This window comes from Microbacterium pullorum (assembly GCF_014836535.1).
Classification (GTDB): Bacteria; Actinomycetota; Actinomycetes; order Actinomycetales; family Microbacteriaceae; genus Microbacterium; species Microbacterium pullorum.
The window spans coordinates 1-21,387 of record NZ_JACSQP010000011.1 but is presented as its reverse complement, the minus strand read 5'-3'; the positions used below and the strand labels follow the sequence as shown (position 1 = coordinate 21,387).

General features: G+C 69.5%; 23 protein-coding genes and 1 tRNA gene. 20 read left to right on the top strand and 4 right to left on the bottom strand.

From position 1 onward, the window contains the following. Positions 1 to 2: 2 nt before the first annotated feature. From H9651_RS13570 to era, 7 genes are read left to right on the top strand one after another with little or no spacing between them, the layout of a single operon-like run. On the top strand, positions 3 to 737 hold the full coding sequence (locus H9651_RS13570; protein ID WP_191719868.1) for a 16S rRNA (uracil(1498)-N(3))-methyltransferase: 735 nt from the start codon (positions 3 to 5) through the stop codon (positions 735 to 737). A gap of 53 nt (positions 738 to 790) precedes the next feature. Next, positions 791 to 1,138 carry a histidine triad nucleotide-binding protein gene (locus tag H9651_RS13565; RefSeq protein ID WP_191719867.1) on the top strand — a complete coding sequence of 116 codons (348 nt, stop codon included), beginning with the start codon at positions 791 to 793 and terminating at the stop codon, positions 1,136 to 1,138. 58 nt (positions 1,139 to 1,196) lie between these two features. After that, positions 1,197 to 2,222, top strand: a complete 1,026-nt coding sequence (locus H9651_RS13560; protein ID WP_225216803.1) for a PhoH family protein — start codon at positions 1,197 to 1,199, stop codon at positions 2,220 to 2,222. After that, positions 2,219 to 2,689, top strand: a complete 471-nt coding sequence (gene ybeY / locus H9651_RS13555; protein WP_191719865.1) for an rRNA maturation RNase YbeY — start codon at positions 2,219 to 2,221, stop codon at positions 2,687 to 2,689. Before H9651_RS13560 ends, ybeY begins: the two co-directional genes overlap by 4 nt. Next, positions 2,686 to 4,032, top strand: a complete 1,347-nt coding sequence (locus tag H9651_RS13550; protein ID WP_191719864.1) for a hemolysin family protein — start codon at positions 2,686 to 2,688, stop codon at positions 4,030 to 4,032. The genes ybeY and H9651_RS13550 overlap by 4 nt, the downstream gene beginning before the upstream one ends. Before the next feature lie 58 nt (positions 4,033 to 4,090). After that, on the top strand, positions 4,091 to 5,062 hold the full coding sequence (bsh, locus tag H9651_RS13545) for a choloylglycine hydrolase (RefSeq protein ID WP_191719863.1): 972 nt from the start codon (positions 4,091 to 4,093) through the stop codon (positions 5,060 to 5,062). Further along, positions 5,059 to 5,973 carry a GTPase Era gene (gene era, locus H9651_RS13540; protein ID WP_191719862.1) on the top strand — a complete coding sequence of 305 codons (915 nt, stop codon included), beginning with the start codon at positions 5,059 to 5,061 and terminating at the stop codon, positions 5,971 to 5,973. Before bsh ends, era begins: the two co-directional genes overlap by 4 nt. Before the next feature lie 22 nt (positions 5,974 to 5,995). On the opposite strand, the gene H9651_RS13535 is transcribed toward era, so the two are convergent. After that, on the bottom strand, positions 5,996 to 6,133 hold the full coding sequence (locus tag H9651_RS13535) for a hypothetical protein (RefSeq protein WP_191719861.1): 138 nt from the start codon (positions 6,131 to 6,133) through the stop codon (positions 5,996 to 5,998). Between the two features lie 365 nt (positions 6,134 to 6,498). Between H9651_RS13535 and leuA the strand changes: the two genes are divergently transcribed. Next, positions 6,499 to 8,259, top strand: a complete 1,761-nt coding sequence (leuA, locus tag H9651_RS13530; protein WP_191719860.1) for a 2-isopropylmalate synthase — start codon at positions 6,499 to 6,501, stop codon at positions 8,257 to 8,259. Positions 8,260 to 8,388: 129 nt separating this feature from the next. Here leuA and H9651_RS13525 read toward each other — a convergent pair whose 3' ends face one another. Beyond that, complete coding sequence (locus H9651_RS13525) at positions 8,389 to 9,099, bottom strand: trimeric intracellular cation channel family protein (RefSeq protein ID WP_225216802.1); 711 nt, start codon at positions 9,097 to 9,099, stop codon at positions 8,389 to 8,391. A gap of 81 nt (positions 9,100 to 9,180) precedes the next feature. Here H9651_RS13525 and recO point away from each other — a divergent pair, with 81 nt between their 5' ends. From recO to H9651_RS13510, 3 genes are read left to right on the top strand one after another with little or no spacing between them, the layout of a single operon-like run. Then, the gene (gene recO / locus H9651_RS13520; RefSeq protein WP_191719858.1) at positions 9,181 to 9,933 is read left to right on the top strand and encodes a DNA repair protein RecO; all 753 of its coding nucleotides are present in this window, start codon (positions 9,181 to 9,183) and stop codon (positions 9,931 to 9,933) included. Then, positions 9,930 to 10,733, top strand: a complete 804-nt coding sequence (locus H9651_RS13515; protein WP_191719857.1) for an isoprenyl transferase — start codon at positions 9,930 to 9,932, stop codon at positions 10,731 to 10,733. Before recO ends, H9651_RS13515 begins: the two co-directional genes overlap by 4 nt. 43 nt (positions 10,734 to 10,776) lie before the next feature. Continuing rightward, positions 10,777 to 11,457 (top strand): DsbA family oxidoreductase, encoded by a 681-nt coding sequence (locus tag H9651_RS13510; protein WP_191719856.1) that lies wholly within the window; start codon positions 10,777 to 10,779, stop codon positions 11,455 to 11,457. A gap of 6 nt (positions 11,458 to 11,463) precedes the next feature. On the opposite strand, the gene H9651_RS13505 is transcribed toward H9651_RS13510, so the two are convergent. Then, positions 11,464 to 11,967: a glutathione peroxidase gene (locus tag H9651_RS13505; RefSeq protein WP_191719855.1), complete on the bottom strand. Its 504-nt coding sequence runs from the start codon at positions 11,965 to 11,967 to the stop codon at positions 11,464 to 11,466. 63 nt (positions 11,968 to 12,030) lie between these two features. Here H9651_RS13505 and dusB point away from each other — a divergent pair, with 63 nt between their 5' ends. The 5 genes from dusB (at position 12,031) to H9651_RS13480 (ending at position 17,388) form a co-directional block, all read left to right on the top strand. After that, entirely contained in the window at positions 12,031 to 13,194 is a 1,164-nt protein-coding gene (gene dusB / locus H9651_RS13500) for a tRNA dihydrouridine synthase DusB (protein WP_191719854.1), read from the top strand. A gap of 13 nt (positions 13,195 to 13,207) precedes the next feature. Next, positions 13,208 to 14,557, top strand: coding sequence for a deoxyguanosinetriphosphate triphosphohydrolase (locus H9651_RS13495; protein WP_318244880.1), 1,350 nt, complete (start codon positions 13,208 to 13,210; stop codon positions 14,555 to 14,557). Then, the gene (gene dnaG, locus H9651_RS13490) at positions 14,557 to 16,437 is read left to right on the top strand and encodes a DNA primase (protein ID WP_191719852.1); all 1,881 of its coding nucleotides are present in this window, start codon (positions 14,557 to 14,559) and stop codon (positions 16,435 to 16,437) included. The genes H9651_RS13495 and dnaG overlap by 1 nt, the downstream gene beginning before the upstream one ends. Before the next feature lie 32 nt (positions 16,438 to 16,469). Then, complete coding sequence (locus tag H9651_RS13485) at positions 16,470 to 17,249, top strand: ATP-binding cassette domain-containing protein (protein ID WP_191719851.1); 780 nt, start codon at positions 16,470 to 16,472, stop codon at positions 17,247 to 17,249. Between the two features lie 63 nt (positions 17,250 to 17,312). Continuing rightward, positions 17,313 to 17,388: transfer RNA gene (locus H9651_RS13480), tRNA-Asn, on the top strand. 608 nt (positions 17,389 to 17,996) lie between these two features. Here H9651_RS13480 and H9651_RS13475 read toward each other — a convergent pair. Next, positions 17,997 to 18,200 carry a hypothetical protein gene (locus H9651_RS13475; protein ID WP_191719850.1) on the bottom strand — a complete coding sequence of 68 codons (204 nt, stop codon included), beginning with the start codon at positions 18,198 to 18,200 and terminating at the stop codon, positions 17,997 to 17,999. A gap of 358 nt (positions 18,201 to 18,558) precedes the next feature. Here H9651_RS13475 and H9651_RS13470 point away from each other — a divergent pair, with 358 nt between their 5' ends. The 4 genes from H9651_RS13470 to H9651_RS13455 form a co-directional block, all read left to right on the top strand. Then, positions 18,559 to 18,942: a hypothetical protein gene (locus H9651_RS13470; RefSeq protein ID WP_191719849.1), complete on the top strand. Its 384-nt coding sequence runs from the start codon at positions 18,559 to 18,561 to the stop codon at positions 18,940 to 18,942. A 289-nt stretch (positions 18,943 to 19,231) separates the two neighbouring features. Next, positions 19,232 to 20,302, top strand: a complete 1,071-nt coding sequence (locus tag H9651_RS13465; protein WP_225216795.1) for a Fic family protein — start codon at positions 19,232 to 19,234, stop codon at positions 20,300 to 20,302. A 217-nt stretch (positions 20,303 to 20,519) separates the two neighbouring features. Beyond that, entirely contained in the window at positions 20,520 to 20,807 is a 288-nt protein-coding gene (locus H9651_RS13460; RefSeq protein WP_318244879.1) for an HNH endonuclease domain-containing protein, read from the top strand. After that, on the top strand, positions 20,804 to 21,387 hold a 584-nt coding region (locus H9651_RS13455; RefSeq protein ID WP_191719847.1), incomplete at its 3' end, for a DUF222 domain-containing protein. The genes H9651_RS13460 and H9651_RS13455, both read left to right, overlap by 4 nt.

The window sequence follows — 21,387 nt, the reverse complement described above, 5'->3', positions numbered from 1 at the left end:
CGATGGCGCTGCACTTCGTCGATGACGCCGCCGGGTCGGCCCGCCCCGGTGACGTCGTCACCCTCACCGGGGCAGAGGCCCACCACGCCGCCGCAGTGCGGCGTGTGCGGGTGGGCGAGGCGGTGACGCTCGGCGACGGCCGGGGGGCATGGCTGAGCGGCACCTGCGCGTCGGTGGCCCCTCGCGAGGTCGTGGTGGAGGTCACCGAACGCCGCGACGAACCCGCTCCCGCACGCCGCGTCGCGCTCGTGCAGGCACTGGCCAAGGGCGACCGCGACGAGCTCGCGGTGCAGGCGGCCACCGAGCTCGGCGTCGACGAGGTCGTGCCGTGGCAGGCCGCGCGCAGCATCTCGCGGTGGGATTCCGCGAAGGCCGAGAAGGGGCGCGCGCGCTGGGCGACCATCGCCCGCGAGGCCGGCAAGCAGGCGCACCGCGCGTGGCTGCCGGAGGTCACCGGCGTCGTCTCGACGCGGGAGCTGGTGCAGCGCGCCGGTACGTCTCACCTGCTGGTGCTCGAGCCGACGGCATCCGTGGCCCTCACCGCGCTCGACCTCGACGGCGACGACCGCGATGTGCTGCTGGTGGTCGGCCCCGAGGGCGGCATCTCGCCCGAGGAGCTGCAGGCGCTGGATGCCGCCGGCGCGACGCTCGTGCGCCTGGGCCCCACCGTGCTGCGCACCTCCACCGCAGGCCCCGCCGCGCTGGCGCTGGTCAACGCGGCGCTCCGCCGGTGGTGAACGCGCGCACGCGCACCCGGGGCCGGATCCCCTCGGCTCGGTAGACTGGAGCCATGACCGAACCGAGCGTGTTCACGCGCATCCTCAACGGGGAGATCCCCTCGGAGATCATCGCCGAGACCGAGCACGCGTTCGCGATCCGCGACATCGCACCGCAGGCACCCGTGCACCTTCTCGTCATCCCCAAGACGCAGGACTACCGCAACGTCGCCGAACTCGCCGCGGGCGACCCGGCGCTGCTGGCCGAACTGGTGGGCCTGGCCTCGAGCCTGGCCGCAGAGCACGCCGAGGGCGATTTCCGCCTCGTGTTCAACACGGGCCCCGATGCCGGGCAGACCGTCTTCCACGTGCACGCCCACGTGCTCGCCGGAGGACTGCCGGAATCGAGCGTCGGTGGCTGACGCACAGGAGACCCCCGCGGACGGCGCCGTCGAGCACATCTGGGCTGACGGCGTGGCGATGGTGCAGCTGCTCGGCCCGCAGGACCGGCTGCTGCGCGTCATCGAGCGCGAACACCCCGACGTCGACGTGCACGTGCGCGGCAACGAGATCACCCTCTCGGGCGAGCCCGCCGCGGTCACCGCGGCCCGTGCGCTCGTGGACGAGCTGATCGCCATGACCCGCGCCGGCCAGGGGCTGGACCCGGCCGATGTCACCACCTCCAACCGCATGATCCGCGACGAGGGTCTGCGCCCTTCGGAGGTGATGGGCGAGGCGATCCTCTCTTCGCGCGGCAAGATCATCCGCCCGAAGACGGCCGGCCAGAAGGCCTACGTCGACGCGATCGACGAGAACACGATCGTCTTCGGCATCGGCCCCGCCGGCACCGGCAAGACCTACCTCGCCATGGCCAAGGCCGTGCAGGCGCTGCAGCGCAAGGAGGTCAACCGCATCATCCTCACGCGTCCCGCCGTGGAGGCGGGGGAGCGGCTGGGGTTCCTCCCCGGCTCCCTCACCGACAAGATCGACCCCTACCTGCGGCCGCTCTACGACGCGCTCAACGAGATGCTCGACCCCGAACTCGTCCCGAAGCTCATGGCCAGCGGCACGATCGAGGTCGCTCCGCTGGCATACATGCGCGGGCGCACCCTCAACGACTCGTTCGTCGTGCTCGACGAGGCGCAGAACACCACGCCGGAGCAGATGAAGATGTTCCTCACCCGGCTCGGGTTCGGGACCCGCATGGTCGTCACCGGCGACATCACCCAGGTGGACCTGCCCCAGGGCACCTCGGGGCTGCGGCTCGTGACCCGTGTGCTCAAGGACATCGACGACATCCACTTCGCGCGGCTCACGAGTGACGACGTCGTGCGACACTCGCTCGTGGGGCGCATCGTCGACGCCTACACGGAGTACGACGAGGAGCGTCTCGCCCACCGGCGCGAGCGGGACGAGGCATCCGAATTCGCCAACCGCGTCGACCGCCGGGGCGGCCACCGCCCGGCCGGCCCGCGGGACCACCTGCCCAAGCGAGGACACTCATGACCATCGAGATCAGCAACGAATCCGCCGTGCCGGTCGATGAGACCGTGCTGCTGCGGCTCATGGAGCACAACCTCGCCGAGCTCCACGTCAGCCCCGACGCCGACGTCGCCATCCTGCTGGTCGATGAAGGCGCCATGGAGGCGCTGCACGTGCAGTGGATGGATGAGCCGGGCCCCACCGACGTGCTGAGCTTCCCGATGGATGAGCTGCGCCCGGGCACGGAGGACATGCCGACCCCGCCCGGGCTGCTCGGCGACATCGTGCTGTGCCCGCAGGTCGCCGAGGCGCAGGCACTGGCCGCGCATCACTCGACATTGGACGAACTGGTGCTGCTGACCACGCACGGCCTGCTGCACCTGCTCGGTTTCGACCACGCCGAGCCCGAAGAGGAGCGCGAGATGTTCGGCCTGCAGAAGCAGCTGATCCTCGACTTCGCGGCGTCCGAGCGACGCCGCCCCCGCCCATGACAGAGATCCTCCTGCTCGTCGCGGCTGTCCTGCTCGTCGCCCTCGGCGGGCTCATGGCCGCCCTCGATGCAGCCCTGGCCGTCACCGGTCGCGCGGGGCTCGCGGAACTCGCCGCCACGTCGCGGTCACCCGGGGCGCTGCGCAAGATCGCCGACGACCCCGAAGCCCATGGCAACGCCGTCGTCTTCATCCGCATCCTCGCCGAGACCACCGCGGCGGTGCTCGTCACGGCCGCGTTCATGCTGGCCTTCGACAACATCTGGTGGGCGATGCTCGCCGCCGCGATGCTGATGACGGTGGTGTCGTTCGTGCTGGTGGGCGCGAGCCCACGCTCGGCCGGCCGTCAGCATGCCGCGGGGCTGCTGCGTGGCGCCGCGCCCATCGTGCGCGGCGCCCGCATCGTGCTCGGTCCCCTCGCGCACCTGCTCGTGATCGTCGGCAACCGGTTCACCCCCGGTGTCTCTCGCAACGCCTCGTTCGCGTCTGAGGAGCAGCTGCTCAGCATGGTCGACGAGGCCGCATCCCAGGACCTCATCGAGGAGGATGACCGCGAACTCATCCACTCGGTGTTCGACTTCACCGACACGTTCGTGCGCGCCGTGATGGTGCCCCGCACCGACATGGTGTCGGTGGATGCCACGGCCACCACCAACGAGGCGATGTCGCTGTTCCTCGACCGCGGTGTCTCGCGCCTTCCGGTCGTCGATGACGAAGCCGACGACGTCGTGGGGGTGCTGTACCTCAAGGACCTCGTGCAGTTCGCGTTCCGCGACGAGAGCGCGTGGCGCAACGTCTCGGTGAGCACCATCGCCCGCAAGGCCGTGTTCGTCCCCGAGTCGATGAAGGCCGAGACCCTGCTGCAGCAGATGAAGCGCGACGCGGTGCACGTGTGCCTCGTCGTCGACGAGTACGGTGGCGTGTCTGGCCTGGTCACCCTCGAGGACCTCATCGAGGAGCTGGTGGGCGAGATCTCCGACGAGTACGACGCCCGCGCCACGGAGGTCGTCGACCTCGGCGACGGCCGCTACCGGGTGAGTGCGCGTCTCGGGCTCGATGAGGTCGGCGAACTGTTCGGGCTCGAACTCGAAGACGACGACGTCGACTCCATCGGCGGTCTGCTCGGCAAGGCGCTGGGACGCGTTCCGATGCCCGGAGCGACGGCCGAGACGCACGGACTCCACATCACGGGGGGCGCCTCCCGCGGGCGCGGCCGGGGCCTGGCCACCGTGTTCGTCGAGCGCAGCGAAGCTTTCGATGCCGCGTCCGATGCCTTCGCGCGCGCGCCGCGCACGGGGGAGATCCGCGTGCACCGCAGAGTCGAGGCGGGTACCACGCAGCAGTGATAGTGTTCGCGGTTCCACGCGTCGACGAGGACGCAGGACCAGAGCCGGAGGTCGTCCGATGTGCACAGGGGTCAGCTACACCACGCGGGATCACTACTTCGGTCGCAACCTCGACCTGAACTATTCGTATGCCGAGACCGTCGCCGTCACCCCGCGCAGCTTCCCGTTCGAGTTCCGCAGCGCCCCGACGCTGACGACTCATCACGCTCTCATCGGCATGGCGACGATCTCCGACGGCTACCCGCTGTACTACGACGCCACCAATGAGAAGGGCCTCAGCATGGCGGGGCTCAACTTCCCCGGCAACGCCGACTACAAGCCTCACACCGACGGGCTCACCAACATCACGCCGTTCGAGTTCATCCCCTGGGTCCTGGGGCAGTACGAGACGGTCGCCGAGGTCGCTGAGGCTCTCGCGACCCTCAACCTCGTGGACGTCGCGTTCAGTGACGCCTTCCCGCTCGCGCCGTTGCACTGGATCATCTCCGATCGCACCGCATCGCTCACCGTCGAGAGCGTGGCGGAGGGACTGAAGGTCTACGACAACCCGATCGGGGTCCTCACCAACAACCCCACCTTCGACATGCAGCTGTTCCGTCTGAACGACTACATGCACCTGTCGGTCGATCCGCCCGAGCAGAGGTTCGCGCCCGGGGTGACGTTCGACGTCTACACGCAGGGGATGGGCGCGATCGGACTGCCCGGTGACCTGTCGTCGGCCTCACGATTCGTCAAGGCGGCGTTCACGAAGCTGAACTCGGTGTCGGGGTCGAGTGAGTCCGAATCGCTCAGCCAGTTCTTCCACATCCTCGGATCGGTCGCTCACCCGCGGGGTTCGGTGCGCGCCGGCGACACGTACGAGATCACCGTGTACTCGTCGTGCTGCAACACCGACAAGGGGATCTACTACTACACGACCTACGAGAACAGCCAGATCACGGGCGTCGACATGCGTGCCGAGGATCTGGACGGAAGTAGACTCGTGGATTACCCCCTGATCAAAGGTCAACAGATTCGAATGCTGAATTGAACGCGCACGACACTTCTTCGTCCCCCCACCGGTCCGGCTTCGTCACCTTCGTCGGGCGCCCCAACGTGGGCAAGTCGACCCTGACCAACGCCTTGGTCGGGGAGAAGGTCGCGATCACCAGCGACAAGCCGCAGACGACGCGCCGTGCCATCCGCGGCATCCTCAACCGCCCGACCGGACAGCTCGTCATCGTCGACACCCCCGGTATCCACCGCCCCCGCACACTGCTCGGCGAACGGCTCAACGACCTCGTCGAGCAGGTGCTGGGAGACGTCGACGTCATCGCGTTCTGCGTACCCGCGACCGAGAAGGTGGGACCCGGCGACCGCCGCATCGCCGAATCGCTGTCGAACTACCCGCGTGCCAAGAAGGTCGCGATCGTCACGAAGACCGACGCCGGCAGCCGTGAGCAGATCACCGAGCGCCTGGTCGAAGTCGACGCGCTGCGTGAGGACTGGCATGCCGTCATCCCGCTGTCGGCGCTCACGCACGACCAGCTCGACGTGCTCGCCGACGAGCTGCTCTCACTCATGCCGCCCGGGCCGTCGCTCTACGAGGAGGGCGTCGTCACCGACGAGTCGATCGAGGACCGCATCGCTGAGATCATCCGCGAGGCAGCCCTCGAGGGCGTGCGTGACGAACTGCCTCACTCCATCGCGGTCACCGTCGACGACATCGCCGAGCGTGAGGACAGCGACCTCACCGACATCTTCGCCAGCGTCATCGTCGAGCGCGACAGCCAGAAGGCCATCATCATCGGCCACCGCGGGTCTCGACTGAGCGATGTGGGCGCACGGGCGCGCAAGCAGATCGAGCCGCTCGTGGGAACCCGGGTGTTCCTCAAGCTCCATGTGCGTGTGGCCAAGGAATGGCAGCGCGACCCCAAGCAGCTCGGTCGCCTCGGGTTCTGATCCGCGCCGGCCGCCGGCCGGGTCAGGTGACGGGCTCGAGCGCCGACACGACGCGCACGACGCCGGGGCCGTACTCCGCGTCGGCTGCGTTCTGGAGGGTGCCGTCATCCCAGGGGACCCTGCCCCAGACGTAGCCGCGGCCGGTGTAGGTCGACGTCATGCGCGTGCCGAGCCGCTCGGTGACCTGGACACCGCGACGGGCTGCTGCGTCACCGTCATCCGCTCGCCATCCCAGTACCCTGCACGATGTAGGGTCCCCGGCTGACTCCCTCTGCGCTGCGCACCACTGGCGCTGAGCATTCTGCTTGATGCGGCGGATCTCATCACCCGAGCCTGCGGGCAGTCTGCGATCCGCCGCGCCAGCAACACGGCATCCTGCTAAGATCGACCCATGCGCGCTGGCTCGCTTCTCCTCCTTAGCTGCCGCGGCGAGTCCTCGTTCTAGGGCCTTCTCGCCGCGGAGCTCGTCGTCGGCCCGCATCATCTGAGAGACCGCCGTCCGCGGCGAGAGAAGAAGCCACCACCATGGACAACACCCAGAAGCCCTCCGGCATGCCGATCCACAAGTATCGGCCGTACCACGAGCAGCTGCACGTCGATCTGCCCGACCGCACGTGGCCCGACAAGCGCATCACGACCGCGCCTCGTTGGTGCGCCGTCGACCTGCGTGACGGCAACCAGGCGCTCATCGACCCGATGAGCCCCGAGCGCAAGCGCATCATGTTCGAGCTGCTCGTCGGCATGGGATACAAGGAGATCGAGGTCGGGTTCCCCTCGGCGAGCCAGACCGACTTCGACTTCGTGCGGCAGCTGATCGAAGAAGACCTCATCCCCGAGGACGTCACGATCCAGGTGCTGACGCAGGCGCGCGCGCACCTCATCGAGCGCACGTACGAGTCCATCGCCGGCGCGAAGCGCGCCATCGTGCACCTGTACAACTCCACGAGCGTGCTCCAGCGCGAGGTCGTGTTCCGCACCGACAAGCAGGGCGTCATCGACATCGCCCTCGAGGGTGCGCGCCTGTGTCGCGAGTTCGAGAAGCGCATCCCCGAGACGCAGGTCTTCTACGAGTACTCGCCCGAGAGCTACACCGGCACCGAGCTCGAATTCGCCGCCGACGTCTGCAACCAGGTCATCGAGGTCTTCGAGCCCACCCCCGAGCGCAAGGTCATCATCAACCTGCCGGCAACGGTCGAGATGGCCGGCCCCAACGTCTACGCCGACTCGATCGAATGGATGAGCCGCCACCTCGCGCACCGCGAGAACGTCATCCTCTCGCTGCACCCGCACAATGACCGGGGCACCGCGATCGCTGCGGCCGAGCTCGGCTACATGGCCGGCGCCGACCGCATCGAGGGATGCCTCTTCGGCAACGGTGAGCGCACCGGCAACGTCGACCTGGTCGCCCTCGGCATCAACCTGCTCACGCAGGGCATCGACCCGCAGATCGACTTCAGCGACATCGATCAGGTCAAGCGCACCGCCGAGTACTGCAACCAGCTGCCGGTGCCCGAGCGCAGTCCGTGGGCGGGCGACCTCGTGTTCACCGCGTTCAGCGGGTCGCACCAGGACGCCATCAAGAAGGGCTTCGAGGCGATGGAAGCCCGCGCTGCGGCATCCGGCGTCTCGGTCGACGAGATCGAATGGTCCGTGCCGTACCTGCCGATCGACCCGAAGGACCTCGGACGCTCGTACGAGGCGGTCATCCGCGTCAACTCGCAGTCCGGCAAGGGCGGCGTGGCGTACCTGCTGCGCTCCGACCACGCCCTCGACCTGCCCCGCAAGCTGCAGATCGAGTTCTCCGGCGTCGTGCAGGCGAAGACCGATGCCGAGGGCGGCGAGCTGACGAGTGAGCAGATCTGGAACATCTTCACCGACGAGTACCTGCCCTCGACGTCGAGCGACGAGAAGTGGGGCCGGTTCGAGCTGCTGCGCACGCGCACGCAGAGCGACCTGTCCGGCAACGTGTCCCTCGACGTGACTCTGCGCGACGGCGACGGCACCGAGGACGTCTCGGGTGTCGGCAACGGCCCGATCGCGGCGTTCCTGGCGATTCTGCAGGGCCGCGGGTTCGACATCTCGCTGTACGACTACGTCGAGCACACCCTCAGCGCCGGCGGCGACGCGCAGGCGGCCGCCTACGTCGAGCTGCAGGTCGACGGGGAACGCCTGTGGGGCGTCGGTATCGACGGGGACATCTCGACCGCAAGCCTCAAGGCCGTCGTCTCGTGCGTCAACCGCGCGATCCGCACCCGTCCCCGCACCGCCACCCTCGCCGCCGTCTGACGCCGCCGCGGCATCCACCGCCCGTGAGACGAATACCGGCGGCCGAGACGGCGGGTGGTACCCACTGTCTCGGCCGCCGGTATTCGTTTCAGCGACGGGTGCGGCGGGGCGGGCTGGCGCCGGGCGCGGTCAGGGACGGCGCGGGGGAGGGCGCAGCCGGAAGCGCCGGGGCGGGTCGGGCTTGATCGTGGGGATGGCGGCGGTCTCCACGGCGACCTTGCGGCGATGCAGCGCGCGCTGCTCGGGCAGCGAGATGTCGAAGATCACCGCGAGCAGGCGGATCACAGTGGTGACGATGACCGCGGTCGCGGCCGCGGCCGTCAGCGGCACACCGAGCTCGCCCATCATCGCCAGCACCGCACAGCCGACGGCCGCAGCCACCGCGTAGAGCGATCCGACGTGCATGATCGCCACCGGCAGACCCATGATCACGTCGCGCAGGATGCCGCCGCCCGCCGCCGCGCACACGCCGATGAACACCGCCGGCACCGGCGGCAGGCCGAGGGCGAGCGCCTTACTGGTGCCGAAGGCGCCGAACAGGCCGATCACGACGGCATCGAGCGCAATGATGACGCGGTTCAGCCGCTGGAAGATCCCGGCCAGCAGCATGCCCACCAGCGAGGCTGCCACCGCGGTGATCAGGTACCAGTTGTTCTGCAGAGTCGCCAGCGGCGCATTCAGCAGCAGGTCGCGGATGATGCCGCCGCCCATCCCCATCACGAGGCCGATGATCGCGACCCCCAGGAAGTCCAGCCGGCGACCGGTGAACCCCGAGGCGAAAAGAGCGCCCTGCACGCCGCCCAGGCCCACGGCCAGCAGGTCGGCCCACAGCGGGATCATGAAGGTCGATTCGCTCACCACATCATTGTCGCCGCCGCCGCGATGCGCCGCGACCGCCGCTCTGCGGTCGATAATGGGTGTGTGCCCACCTATCGCGACGAAGTCGTGGTCCTGCGCACCCACAAGCTGGGTGAAGCCGACCGCATCGTCACGATGCTGAGCCGCCGCCACGGCAAACTCCGCGCCGTCGCGAAGGGCGTGCGCCGCACATCGTCGCGGTTCGGTGCGCGCCTCGAACCCTTCATGGTGGCCGATGTGCAGCTGTACCAGGGTCGGTCCCTCGACATCGTGCAACAGGCCGAGTCGCTGGGCACCTACGGCGCAGAGATCGCCGCCGACTACGACCGTTACACCGCCGCCAGCGCGATGGTCGAGACCGCCGACCGCCTCAACGAGGCGGAGACCACGCCGCAGCAGTATCTGCTGCTGGTCGGCGGCCTTCGCGCGCTGTCGCGCGGCGAGCACGCCTCCCGCGCCGTGCTGGATTCCTATCTGCTGCGAGTCATGTCGCTCTCCGGCTGGGCGCCCGGGCTCCACGAGTGCGCGCGGTGCGCCGCAGCCGGACCCCACGAGTGGTTCGTCGCTCAGCTGGGCGGCATGGTGTGCGCGTCGTGCGCGCCGGCCGGCTCCGCCCGGGTGCACCCCGACACCGGCGCGCAGCTGCGCGCGCTGCTGGCGGGCGAGTGGGAGGTGGTGGATGCCGCGACCCCCGCATCCGCCGGCGCCGCCTCCGGCCTCGTGGCCGCATACGCCCAGTGGCATCTGGAGCGCGGCATCCGCTCGCTCTCGCACGTGTCGACCCTTCAGTCGCCCCGACCGGAAGGCATCCGATGACCCCCAAGCCCTACACGCATCGCGATGCCGTGCCGTACCGGCCGCTGGACTGGACGGGGCTGCAGCCTCCCGCCTTCCCGAAGGGCTCGGTGCCGGGGCACGTCGCGATCGTCATGGACGGCAACGGCCGCTGGGCGAACCGCCGCGGACTCACGCGCATCGAGGGCCACAAGGCCGGCGAAGAGGTGCTGCTCGATGTCGTCGCGGGGGCGATCCAGGCGGGCGTGAAGCATCTGTCGGTCTACGCGTTCTCCACTGAGAACTGGGCCCGCTCGCCCGAAGAGGTGCGCTTCTTGATGGGGTACAACCGCGACGTGCTGCACCGCCGCCGCGATCAGCTCAACGAGTGGGGCGTGCGGGTGCGGTGGGCGGGACGCAAGCCCCGGCTGTGGGGCTCGGTCATCAAGGAGCTGCAGTACGCAGAGAAGCTCACCGCAGGCAACGACACCCTCACCCTCACGATGTGCGTCAACTACGGTGGCCGGGTGGAGATCGTCGACGCCGTGCGCGCGATCGCCGAAGACGTCGCCGCCAAGCGCATCAAGCCGTCAGCGGTGAGCGAGAAGCTCATCCGCCGACACCTGTACGTGCCCGACATGCCCGACGTCGATCTGTTCCTGCGCTCGAGCGGCGAGCAGCGCACCTCCAACTTCCTGCTGTGGGAGTCGGCGTATGCCGAGATGGTGTTCCTCGACACGCTCTGGCCCGACTTCACCCGCGCCGAGCTGTGGAAGGCCATCGGCATCTACCTCGACCGCGAGCGTCGGTTCGGCGGCGCCATCGACGCGCCGACTGTATGAACGTGCGGGAATAGATCGCCCCGGTGCGGACGTTGTGACCGACATGACGGATGCCATCAAGATCGACGTGTGGAGCGACATCGCCTGCCCCTGGTGCTACATCGGCAAGCGAAACCTGGAGAACGGGTTGGCCGCGGCATCCGTCGACGACGATGCACCCCGGGTGGAGGTCACCTTCCACTCGTACGAGCTCTCACCCGACACCCCCGTGGACTTCGAAGGCGACGAGCTGCAGTTCCTCTCCGACCACAAGGGGATGCCGCGCGAGCAGGTGCAGCAGATGCTGGAGCGGGTGACCGGTGTCGCCGCCGAGGCCGCACTGCAGTACCGGTTCGACCTGCTCAAGCACACCAACACGGTGAAGGCCCACGAGCTGCTGCACTTCGCCAAGGCCGCCGGCCGCCAGCACGAGATGGCGGAGCGCCTGATGGCCGCGTACTTCACCGAGGGTCGCCACGTCGGCCGTATCGACGACCTCGTCGAGCTCGCGGCCGAGGTCGGTCTCGATCCCGCCGCCGTGCGCGAAGCGCTCGAGTCAGAGCGTCACCTCGCCGACGTGCGCGCGGACCAGCAGCAGGCGCAGGCCTACGGCATCACGGGTGTGCCGTTCTTCGTCATCGACGGCAAGTACGGCGTGAGCGGTGCGCAGCCCGCCGAGGCGTTCGCGCAGATCGCCCGGCAGGTGTGGGCCGAGCGTCAGAACCCGGTTCCCGCCGCGTCCTGATCACGCTCAGCGCGCGAGCGCTGCTTCGATCGCCTCGATGACCTCGGGGGCGTCGGGCTTGGTGTGCGGGCGGAACCGGTGCACGGTGCCCTCGGTGGTCACGAGGAACTTCTCGAAGTTCCACATGACCGGGCCTCGCGCGCCCTCGGGGTTCTTCGCGCGCTTGAGCGCCTTGTACAGCGGTGCGGCGTTGCGGCCGTTGACGTGCACCTTCTCCTCGACGGGGAAGGTGACCCCCCACGTGGTCGAGCAGTACTCGAGGATCTCGTCCATCGAACCGGGCTCCTGGCCCATGAACTGGTTGCTGGGGAAGCCCACGACGGTCAGCCCTCGGTCGCCATAGGTTCGTTGCAACTGTTCGAGCTGCTCGTACTGCGGGGCCAGCCCACATCGGGAGGCGACGTTGACGACGAGGAAGGGCCCCTCACCGAGGTCGGCCAGGGTCTTCTCCTCGCCCTCGGCGGTGCGGAACGGGATCTCACGGATGTCCTGGGTCAGCTCATCGGCCATGTTGTCCACGATAGGGCTGCGGCATCACCTTCGGCACGTCCCGAGTCTGGGAGAATGGACAGGATGTCTTCCACCGTCGCACCCGCACCCGCGCTGCGCATCGGGCCGATCGCGCTCGATGCGCCGGTTGTGCTCGCACCCATGGCGGGAATCACCAACACCGCATTCCGGCGGCTCTGCCGCGAATACGGCGCCGGGCTGTACGTCAGCGAGATGATCACGACCCGCGCCCTCGTCGAGCGCAACGCCACGACGCTGCGCCTCATCCGCCACCACGAGTCCGAGACGCCCCGCTCGATCCAGCTGTACGGCGTGGATCCCGCCACCGTCGAGGCGGCCGTGCGCATCCTCGTCGACGAGGACCACGCCGACCACATCGACCTCAACTTCGGCTGCCCGGTGCCGAAGGTCACCCGCAAGGGCGGGGGAGCGGCCCTCCCGTGGAAGCTCGACCTCTTCCGCGACATCGTCACGCGCGCGGCCCGCGCCGCCGGCGACATCCCGCTGACGGTGAAGATGCGCAAGGGCATCGACACCGACCACCTGACCTACCTCGATGCCGGCCGCATCGCCGAGGACGCCGGCGTCGCCGCGGTCGCCCTGCACGCCCGCACGGCGGCGGAGTTCTACTCCGGCCAGGCGGACTGGCCGGCGATCGCACGGCTCAAGGAGACCGTCACGAGCATCCCGGTGCTCGGCAACGGCGACATCTGGTCGGCCGACGACGCCGTGCGCATGATGGCCGAGACCGGGTGCGACGGCGTCGTGGTCGGCCGCGGCTGCCTCGGGCGCCCGTGGCTGTTCGGCGACCTCGCCGCCGCGTTCTCTGGCGAAGGGGACCGCGGGCCCACCGTCGATGCGACCCTCGGGTTCGTCGCGGCTGCGTTCCGCCGTCACGCCGAGCTGCTCGTGGAGTTCTTCGAGGACGAAGACCGCGGATGCCGCGACATCCGCAAGCACGTCGCCTGGTACTTCAAGGGCTACCCGGTGGGTGGTGACACCCGCGCCCGGTTCGCGACCGTGTCGAGCCTCGCCGAGATCGACGAGCTCATCGCGACCCTCGACCTCGACGCGCCCTACCCGGGAACCGCAGCGGAGGGCCAGCGCGGCCGCGCCGGCACCCCCAAGCGTCCCGCCCTGCCCGACGGCTGGCTCGCTTCGCGCGATCTCGCCCCCGAGGCATGCTCCTTCCTCGCCGAAGCGGAGCTCGACCACAGTGGCGGCTGAGCAGGCGAGCGGGGTGGGCGTCGCGCCCGGACGCCCCGCCGGATACGACGACGACGATGCCGCGCGGCTGCATCCCGAGCAGCACCGGTCCCAGCGCGACAGCTTCGCGCGCGACCGCGCCCGGGTGCTGCACTCCGCGGCGCTGCGACGACTGGCATCCAAGACACAGGTGCTGAGCCCGGCGAGCCCGATCGACTTCGCGCGCAACCGGCTCACGCACTCGCTCGAGGTCGCGCAGGTCGGCCGCGAACTGGCGATCGCGCTGCAGCTGTCGCCCGACGTCGTCGACACCGCGTGCCTGAGCCACGACATCGGTCACCCGCCGTTCGGGCACAACGGCGAACGCGCGCTCAACGACTGGGCCGAGGACATCGGCGGGTTCGAGGGCAATGCGCAGACGCTGCGCATCCTGTCGCGTCTCGAACCGAAGGTCATCGACGAGGCGGGGCAGAGTTACGGGCTCAACCTCACCCGCGCGAGCCTCGATGCCACGTGCAAGTACCCCTGGACGGCAGACCAGCCGGTGCCCGACCCCGGCGGGCGGCTGAAGTTCGGCGTGTACCCCGAGGACGAAGAGGTGTTCCGCTGGATGCGCGCCGGCGCCCCCGGCCGGGTGCGCTGCATCGAGGCGGAGGTCATGGACCTCTCCGACGACATCGCCTACTCGGTGCACGACTTCGAAGATGCCGTCGTCAACGGCTACCTCGACCCGCGCCGCCTCGCCGACCCGCGCGAGCACGAGTCGATCCTCACCGCGATCCAGACCTGGGTGGGCTACGACTTCGCCCGCGACGAGCTCGACGACGCCCTGTTCCGCCTCATGCGGATGCCGGAGTGGATCACGTCCTTCGACGGGTCCCGCGCCGCCATGGCGGGGCTGAAGAACCTCACCTCCGACCTCATCGGCCGTTTCGCCCGCGCGGCGACCTCTGCCACGCGCGAGCATTACGAGGCACCTGTGCTCACCCGCTACCGCGGCCACGTCGTCGTGCCGCGGGTGATCGAGGCCGAGATGGCGGTGCTCAAGGGCACGATCGGCGCGTTCGTCGTCTCGATCGAAGGGCGCAAGGGCCTCTACAAGGAGCAGCGCCGCCTGCTCAAGCGTCTCGCGACCGTGCTGTGGGAGCGCCCGGAGCACCTCGACATGGTGCACGCCGAGGACTTCGCCCGGGCCGAGACCGATGCCGCGCGGCGCCGGGTGGTCGTCGATCAGGTCGCCAGCCTCACCGACCGCTTCGCGATCTCGTGGCATTCGCGCCTGGTCGGGCAGGTCGATCTCTCGAGCCTGGGCATCTGGGCACCCGACTCACGCGTCACCGCTTCGCACGCGTTCGCGCTGCCGGAGCCCCTCGAGGGGCTCTGATGGCGGGTCGCATCCGGCAGGCGGACGTCGACGAGGTCAAGGCCCGCACCAACATCGCGGACATCATCGGGGAGCGGGTGGCGCTCAAGCCCGCCGGCGTCGGCTCGATGAAGGGCCTGTGCCCCTTCCACGACGAGCGCAGCCCGAGCTTCAACGTGCGCGCGCAGGCCGGCTTCTACCACTGCTTCGGCTGCGGTGAATCGGGCGACGTCTACACCTTCCTGCGGCAGATGGACCACGTGTCCTTCACCGAGGCCGTCGAGCGGCTCGCCGGCCGCATCGGCTACTCGCTGCACTACGAAGACGGCGCCGCCGCACCCGAGACCTCGGGGCGCGCGCGGCTGTACGCCGCCAACGCCGCCGCTGCCGAGTGGTTCCGCGCGCAGCTGTCGATCCCCGAGGCCGAAGCCGGCCGCAGCTTTCTGGGAGGGCGCGGCTTCGACGCCGCCGCCGCCGCGCACTTCGGTGTCGGGTACGCGCCCAAGGGGTGGTCGAACCTGCGCGACGCGCTGAAGGCCAAGGGTTTCACCGACGACGAGATGGTCGCCGCCGGGCTGCTGTCGCAGGGGCAGCGCGGGGTCTACGACCGGTTCCGCGGGCGTCTCATCTGGCCCATCCGCGACGTCACCGGTCAGGTGATCGGGTTCGGTGCCCGCAAGCTCTACGACGACGACCAGGGCCCCAAGTACCTCAACACCCCCGAGACGATCATCTACAAGAAGTCGCAGGTGCTGTATGGCCTCGACCTCGCCAAGCGCGACGTCTCCCGTCAGCACCGCGTCGTCGTCGTCGAGGGGTACACCGATGTGATGGCGTGTCACCTGGCCGGCATCACCACCGCGATCGCCACGTGCGGCACGGCGTTCGGCTCCGAGCACATCACCGTGCTCCGCCGCGTGATGGGCGACAGCGACGTGTCGGGCGAAGTGGTGTTCACCTTCGACCCGGATGCCGCGGGCCAGAAGGCGGCCCTGCGGGCGTTCTCGGAGGAGAAGCGCTTCTCGGCGCAGACCTACGTGGCCGTCGCGCCCGGAGGGCTCGACCCCTGCGACCTGCGCGTGCAGCGCGGCGACGGCGCGGTGCGTGCCCTGCTCGAGGCGAAGGCGCCGATGTTCGAGTTCGTCATCGATCAGCGCCTCGCCGGCTACGACCTCGCCACCGTCGAGGGGCGAGTGGGGGCGCTGCGAGCCGCCGCGCCCATCGTCGCCGACATCCGCGACCCGGCGCTGCGCCCCGGCTACACGCGCGTGCTCGCCCGCAAGCTCGGGTTGGAACTGGGGGAGGTGCGCTCGGCGGTGGAACGGGCCGCGCGCAGCGGCGCGTCGCGGCATCCGTCGGCCCCCGCTGCCGCCCCAGCATCTGCGCCGCCCGCGGCCGCCGGCGACGGAACCGTCGCCGCGCCTCCCGCGCCCCGCGTGACGCTCGCCTCGCTGCCGCGCACCGCCGATGTGGCGCTGGAGCGCGACGCGATCATGGGCGTGCTGCAGTACGGCCACGCGGTGGATGCCGCCATCCTCGACCCCGCCCTCGCGCTGCCGTTCGAGCACCCCGCACTCGAGGCCGTGCGCCGCGCCGTCGTCGAACAGCCCGACCGCACCCGCATCGGCTGGTCGGGCGCCGCCGTCGAGGCCGTGCGCGAGCCGTACCGCACCCTGGCCGCCGAACTGCTCACGGCCGACTTCCCGGCGCGCACCGAGGCCGGCGCCATCGCGTCGACCGCCGATCTGGCGCGGCGGCTGCGACTGCGGGTGATCGAACGGGAGAAGTCCGAGCTGCTGCGGCACATCCAGCGCGTCGCGCCCGACTCCGACGGGGGTCGAGCCGTGCGGTTGCGGCTGCGCGAACTCGACAGGGAACGCGCCCGGCTCGTCGCCGAGTAGCCTGCGCGCGGGCGACCAGGCAGGATGAAGGCATGACGACGAGCGCCGATGCCGACATCTCCATCCGGTGCGACGACCTCTCGATCGCGCACGCCGCATCGGCGGAGCGCGTGGTCGACGGGGTCACCTTCACCCTCCCGCGGGCCGGGACGCTCGCGCTCATGGGCCCGACGGGATCGGGAAAGTCCACCCTCGCGGCGGTGCTCGCGGGGCGGGGAGGAGAAGGCCTCAGCTTCGTCGGAGGCAGCGCCGTCGTCGAAGGAGTGCGCGTGGGGCGGCGTGGGCGGTCCCATCGCGTGCACACCTACCTCACCGGGTACCTGCCTCAGCGCGCCGGTGCCGACCTGCCGGCACGCATGACGGTCGCCGAGGTCGTGGGGGAGCCCATCACGAGCCGCGACCGACGTGTCAACCAGCGCGCTCTCGCGGTGCGGGTGGCAGCCCTCCTCGACGAACTGCATCTGCCACTGGGTGCGGCGGAGAAGTACCCGTACGAGCTCAGCGCCGGCATGCGTCAGCGCGTCGCCCTCGCACGGGCGCTCGTGCTGCGCCCGCGGCTGCTCGTCGCGGACGAGCCGTATGCCAACCTCGACGTCGAAGTGCGTTACGCCGCCCGGGATGCGATCCTGCGACGTCGACAGGAGTACGGCATGGCCGCGCTCATCGTGACGAACGACGCCACCGCGGTCGACGAGCTCGACGCGGATGTGCTGGTTCTGCGGGGCGGGCACGTCGTCGCGGCCGGCCATGGCACCCGCGATCTGCTGTGGACCCCGGGAGACGACGGCAACCAGAAACTCGTGGTGTCGTGAGGTCACGAGCACCCTTTCGGGTTTGCTAGGATTGACGAGTTGCCCGCCGCAAGGTGGTCATGATCCTCGGTAGCTCAATTGGCAGAGCAATCGGCTGTTAACCGATAGGTTCTTGGTTCGAGTCCAAGCCGGGGAGCCACAGGCTCCGAAACTCCCTTGATTTTTCAAGGGAGTTTTCGCTTTTGGGCAGCAGACAGCACGGCCCCCGGGGCTCAGTATCCCCGCAAGACTCCCCGCAGAATGTGCTGCCGGGTCAGTGGGTGCGTCGATCTTCGCTGGAGTACGCCCGCGGGGCGGTGCCAGCGAGTCCGGAAGTACCCCCACGCACACGAAGCGGCAATACCGTGCATGTGGGGCACATGGCGAAGAACGACACCACGAAGAAGAAGTCCAACAAGGCGGCCAAGAAGGGCGCCGGCAAGCGAGCGAAGACGAAGGTCGACCAGCTGATCGGCGCGAGCACCGGCCCAGCAAAGGCCCCCCAAACACCACCGCCTGCCGGGTCAGGTGGAAGAGATGGAGCTGGTGCACTGCCTGCTCACGCAGGAGGAGCTCGCGGACATTCTCGGCGTCTCGCCGCGCACGCTGGAAGGGCGGAGGTTCAAGAAGATGGGGCCTCGGTACATCAAGATCCACGGACTCGTCCGCTACCCCGCCAAGACCGTCAACGCCTACATCGCATCGTTCCTGGACGCGCGCCGCACCCCGCCGCTCCCCGCGCACCAGCGCGACGGGCTCTGCCAACGCTCAGGGCCGAGTGAAGCGCGGCACGCCGACCGGCGGGCAGTTCACAGCCAAGGCGAACAGCGATGCGCGCCGGTCCGTGGCGACCTCCGCGACCTTCCGTGCGAGCGGGGCGGAGGACCGCCCGGAGCGGTGGATGAACGTCTGCTCGCCGTCGTCCGTCGCCAGGGTGGCGGTGTAGGCGCCGTCGGCGTGCGCGATGCGCAAATGCGGTCACGGACGGCGAGGCCGCCGGAAGGTGCGGCGTTCTCCTTGGCGCGGACCTGCCGGCGTTGGCGGCCTGGCCGCGGGGGTGCTGCGCTGCATCGAAGTGGGTCATACCCACACACGTGCGGCGGCAACCACCCACGGTGCGATGACGCAGTGGCCAGATGCGAGAACGATGGCGGCGCAGATCTACTTGTTGGCTGCTTTGTGCAGCAGCGAGCCGCAGAATACGGCGACAACACCCGCGACCAGAACGAGCATTGCCGCGATTGTCAGCGCGGCATCTTGAGGGAGAACTGAGCACGCTATCGCGACGTCATCCTCACACGACCGCCATGGCTGGAAGAAGAAGATGGCCGTGGCGACGAGCCCGACGGATGCCGCAATGAGCCCTCCGGAGATGAGCAATCCTGCGCCGCGCTTCGTCATGATCACGAACGTAGCGCGACGGAGCGGCATCAGGGGAAGTAAGAAAAGCCTGCCCTTTGGCCGGTTCGGCGCCATCGGCACCCTCGTGACCGCGCAGCGCGAGCTGACGGACGTCCTGCACACCATCGGAATCGACGAGCAGGCGAAGGCGTACTCCAACCGCGAGTACCTCGCGGAGCACGCCGGGTGGCGCGATGCCCTGGTCGCCGCGATCGCGCACAAGCGCGCGATGAGCGAGGAAGCGGTGCTGGCGGAGTTCACCGCGAAAGTGCAGAAGAAGGTCGACAAGACCCGCCGTGAGTGGGATCGGTGACGATCTGACGCGGATGCCTAGCTCATAAGCCCCGAGCATACGATTATGAGCTAAGCATCTAAGTCATAAACCCGGGGAGTCGATTATGAGCACCGATCAGCCGCGGCAGCCCGGCGGCCACCCGACCGGAGGCAGGTACGCCGGCCACTCACGCGACGCCCCGGCCGAAAGTCTGGCCGCTCCAGCATGGCCCGCGCTCGAATGGGAAGAGCACACGTGGGTGCCCGCAGCGCAGCAAGGCGTGCGCGCCGACCGTGATACCGGGAACGTACGTTACCGGGCAGCGATCATGCCCCCGATCGCCGGCCTCGACCCGCGGCCGTCCGCTGAAGCCCTCGCCGCCGCCGACGACGCCTCCCGCGCGCTCACCGCTTTCGACGCTGAGCTGGGTGCGCGGGTGAACAACTTCGCCCCCGTGCTGCTGCGATCCGAAGCGGCGTCGTCATCGCAGATCGAGAACCTCACCGCGTCGGCGCGAGCCATCTTCAGTGCCGAGCTCGGAGCGAAAACGGGACGCAACGCAGAGCAGATCGCCGCGAACACCCGATCGATGCAGGCAGCCATCGACCTGTCCCGGGAGATCACCCCCGAGGCGATCCGCCAGATGCATGCCGTGCTCATGGCCGGCCAGCCGAGGCACGCCCCGGGGGAGTGGCGGACCGAGGCGGTGTGGATCGGAACGCGGACAGACACCCCGGTCGGTGCCGAGTACGTCGCCCCGCACCACACCCGGATCGAGGCGGGCATCGACGACCTGGCTGAGTTCGCCGGCCGCACTGACGTGCCCGCGCTGGTCGCTGTTGCGCTTGCCCATGCTCAGTTCGAGACCATCCACCCTTTCACCGACGGCAACGGCCGCACCGGCCGCGCGCTCGCGCAGTCGATGCTCCGCCACTACGGGGTCACCCGTTCCGTCGCCGTGCCCGTCTCCGCCGGCCTCCTCGCCGACGTCAACGGCTACCACCAGGCGCTCACCGCATACCGGGCAGGCGACATCGACCCCATCGTCCTGTCCTTCGCGAACGCCTCGCTGCGTGCTGTCGCCAACGCGCGACAGCTCGTGGAGGACATCGACCAGATCCGGGCCGGCTGGGATGAGCGGTTCAGCGCCCGCCGGGACAGCAACGCGTGGAAGCTCCTGGACATCCTCACCCACCGCCCCGTACTCGACGCTGCCAGCGCCGCCCGCGAGCTGGGAGTGAAAGCGCCGAACATCTACCCGCCGCTGAAGGCACTCACCGAAGCGAAGATCGTCCAGTCGAAGGCCGAGCACCAGCTCGGACCGTTCTACCGCAGCGACGAGGTGCTCACCGCCATCGACGATTTCGCCGCGCGCGCCGGCCGCCGAGAGGCCCGCTGACCCCGAGCACCCCGACCGCCGGCGCGGGCACGGCACGACGACGGGCCTTCGGGCACCTCCACAACCCACGCTGGACAGCCTGCTGGGCGGGATCACCAAGCCCACCAGTGAGCGGCGTCCCGCGTACGAGCGCGCCGCGTTCGGTGACGGCTGGCTCGACACCGACGGCAACGGCTGCGACACCCGCAATGACATCCTCCGCCGCGACCTCACCTCGGTGGCTGCTGACAAGGGCGGGTGCAAGATCCTCACCGGCACCCTCGACGACCCGTACACCGGGAAGACCATCACCTTCGAGCGTGGTGCCGCCACCAACGCGAAGGTGCAGATCGACCACATCATCCCGCTCGCCCTCGCCTGGGATGCCGGAGTGTGCGGCCGTGGCCGCGTCTCCTCCCCAGCGTGCAACCTTCCTGAGTCGTCCACAGATTCGTCTTATTTGGCTGTTGGGCTGGGGTTTGCGCGGCTGCAATGTCGGAGGGGGTCGGCAGCATTAGAGGTATGAACACCTCGTCGGTCAGCCCCCGAAGCGACACCCGGTCTCCGGGTGCGGTGCTGTCCGACCTGGCCGCCGCGCGGCGCCGGGTGGCGGCGGCGGAGGCCGATGTGCTGCACGCGCTGGCGCGGTTGGATGCCATCGCGGCGGAGCAGACCGCCCGGGTGCCGTCGTCGGCGGGTCGGGAACGGGAGATGCCGTTGCGGGCGGTCGCGGCCGAGGTCGGTGCCGTGCTGCAGCGATCCGACCGGGTGATGCAGGACCGGCTGCACCATGCCACGGTGCTGGTCACCGGGTTCGCGGCGACCGTCGGTGCGTTGCGGGCGGGGCGGATCGATATGGGGCATGTGCGGTTGATTCAGGATGCCGGGGCCCGCATCGCCGACCCCGAGGCCCGGGCCCGGTTCGAGCAGGCGGCGCTGGTGGTGTGTGAGCGGGAATCCCCGGGGCGGGCGCGACCGATCGTGGCGATGATCGCCCAGAAACTGCACCCCGTCCCACTCGAGGAACGCCACACCGACGCCGCCACGGGCCGGCGGGTGTGGGTGCGGGACCTCGACGATGGCATGGCGGAGTTGGCGGCGGTGCT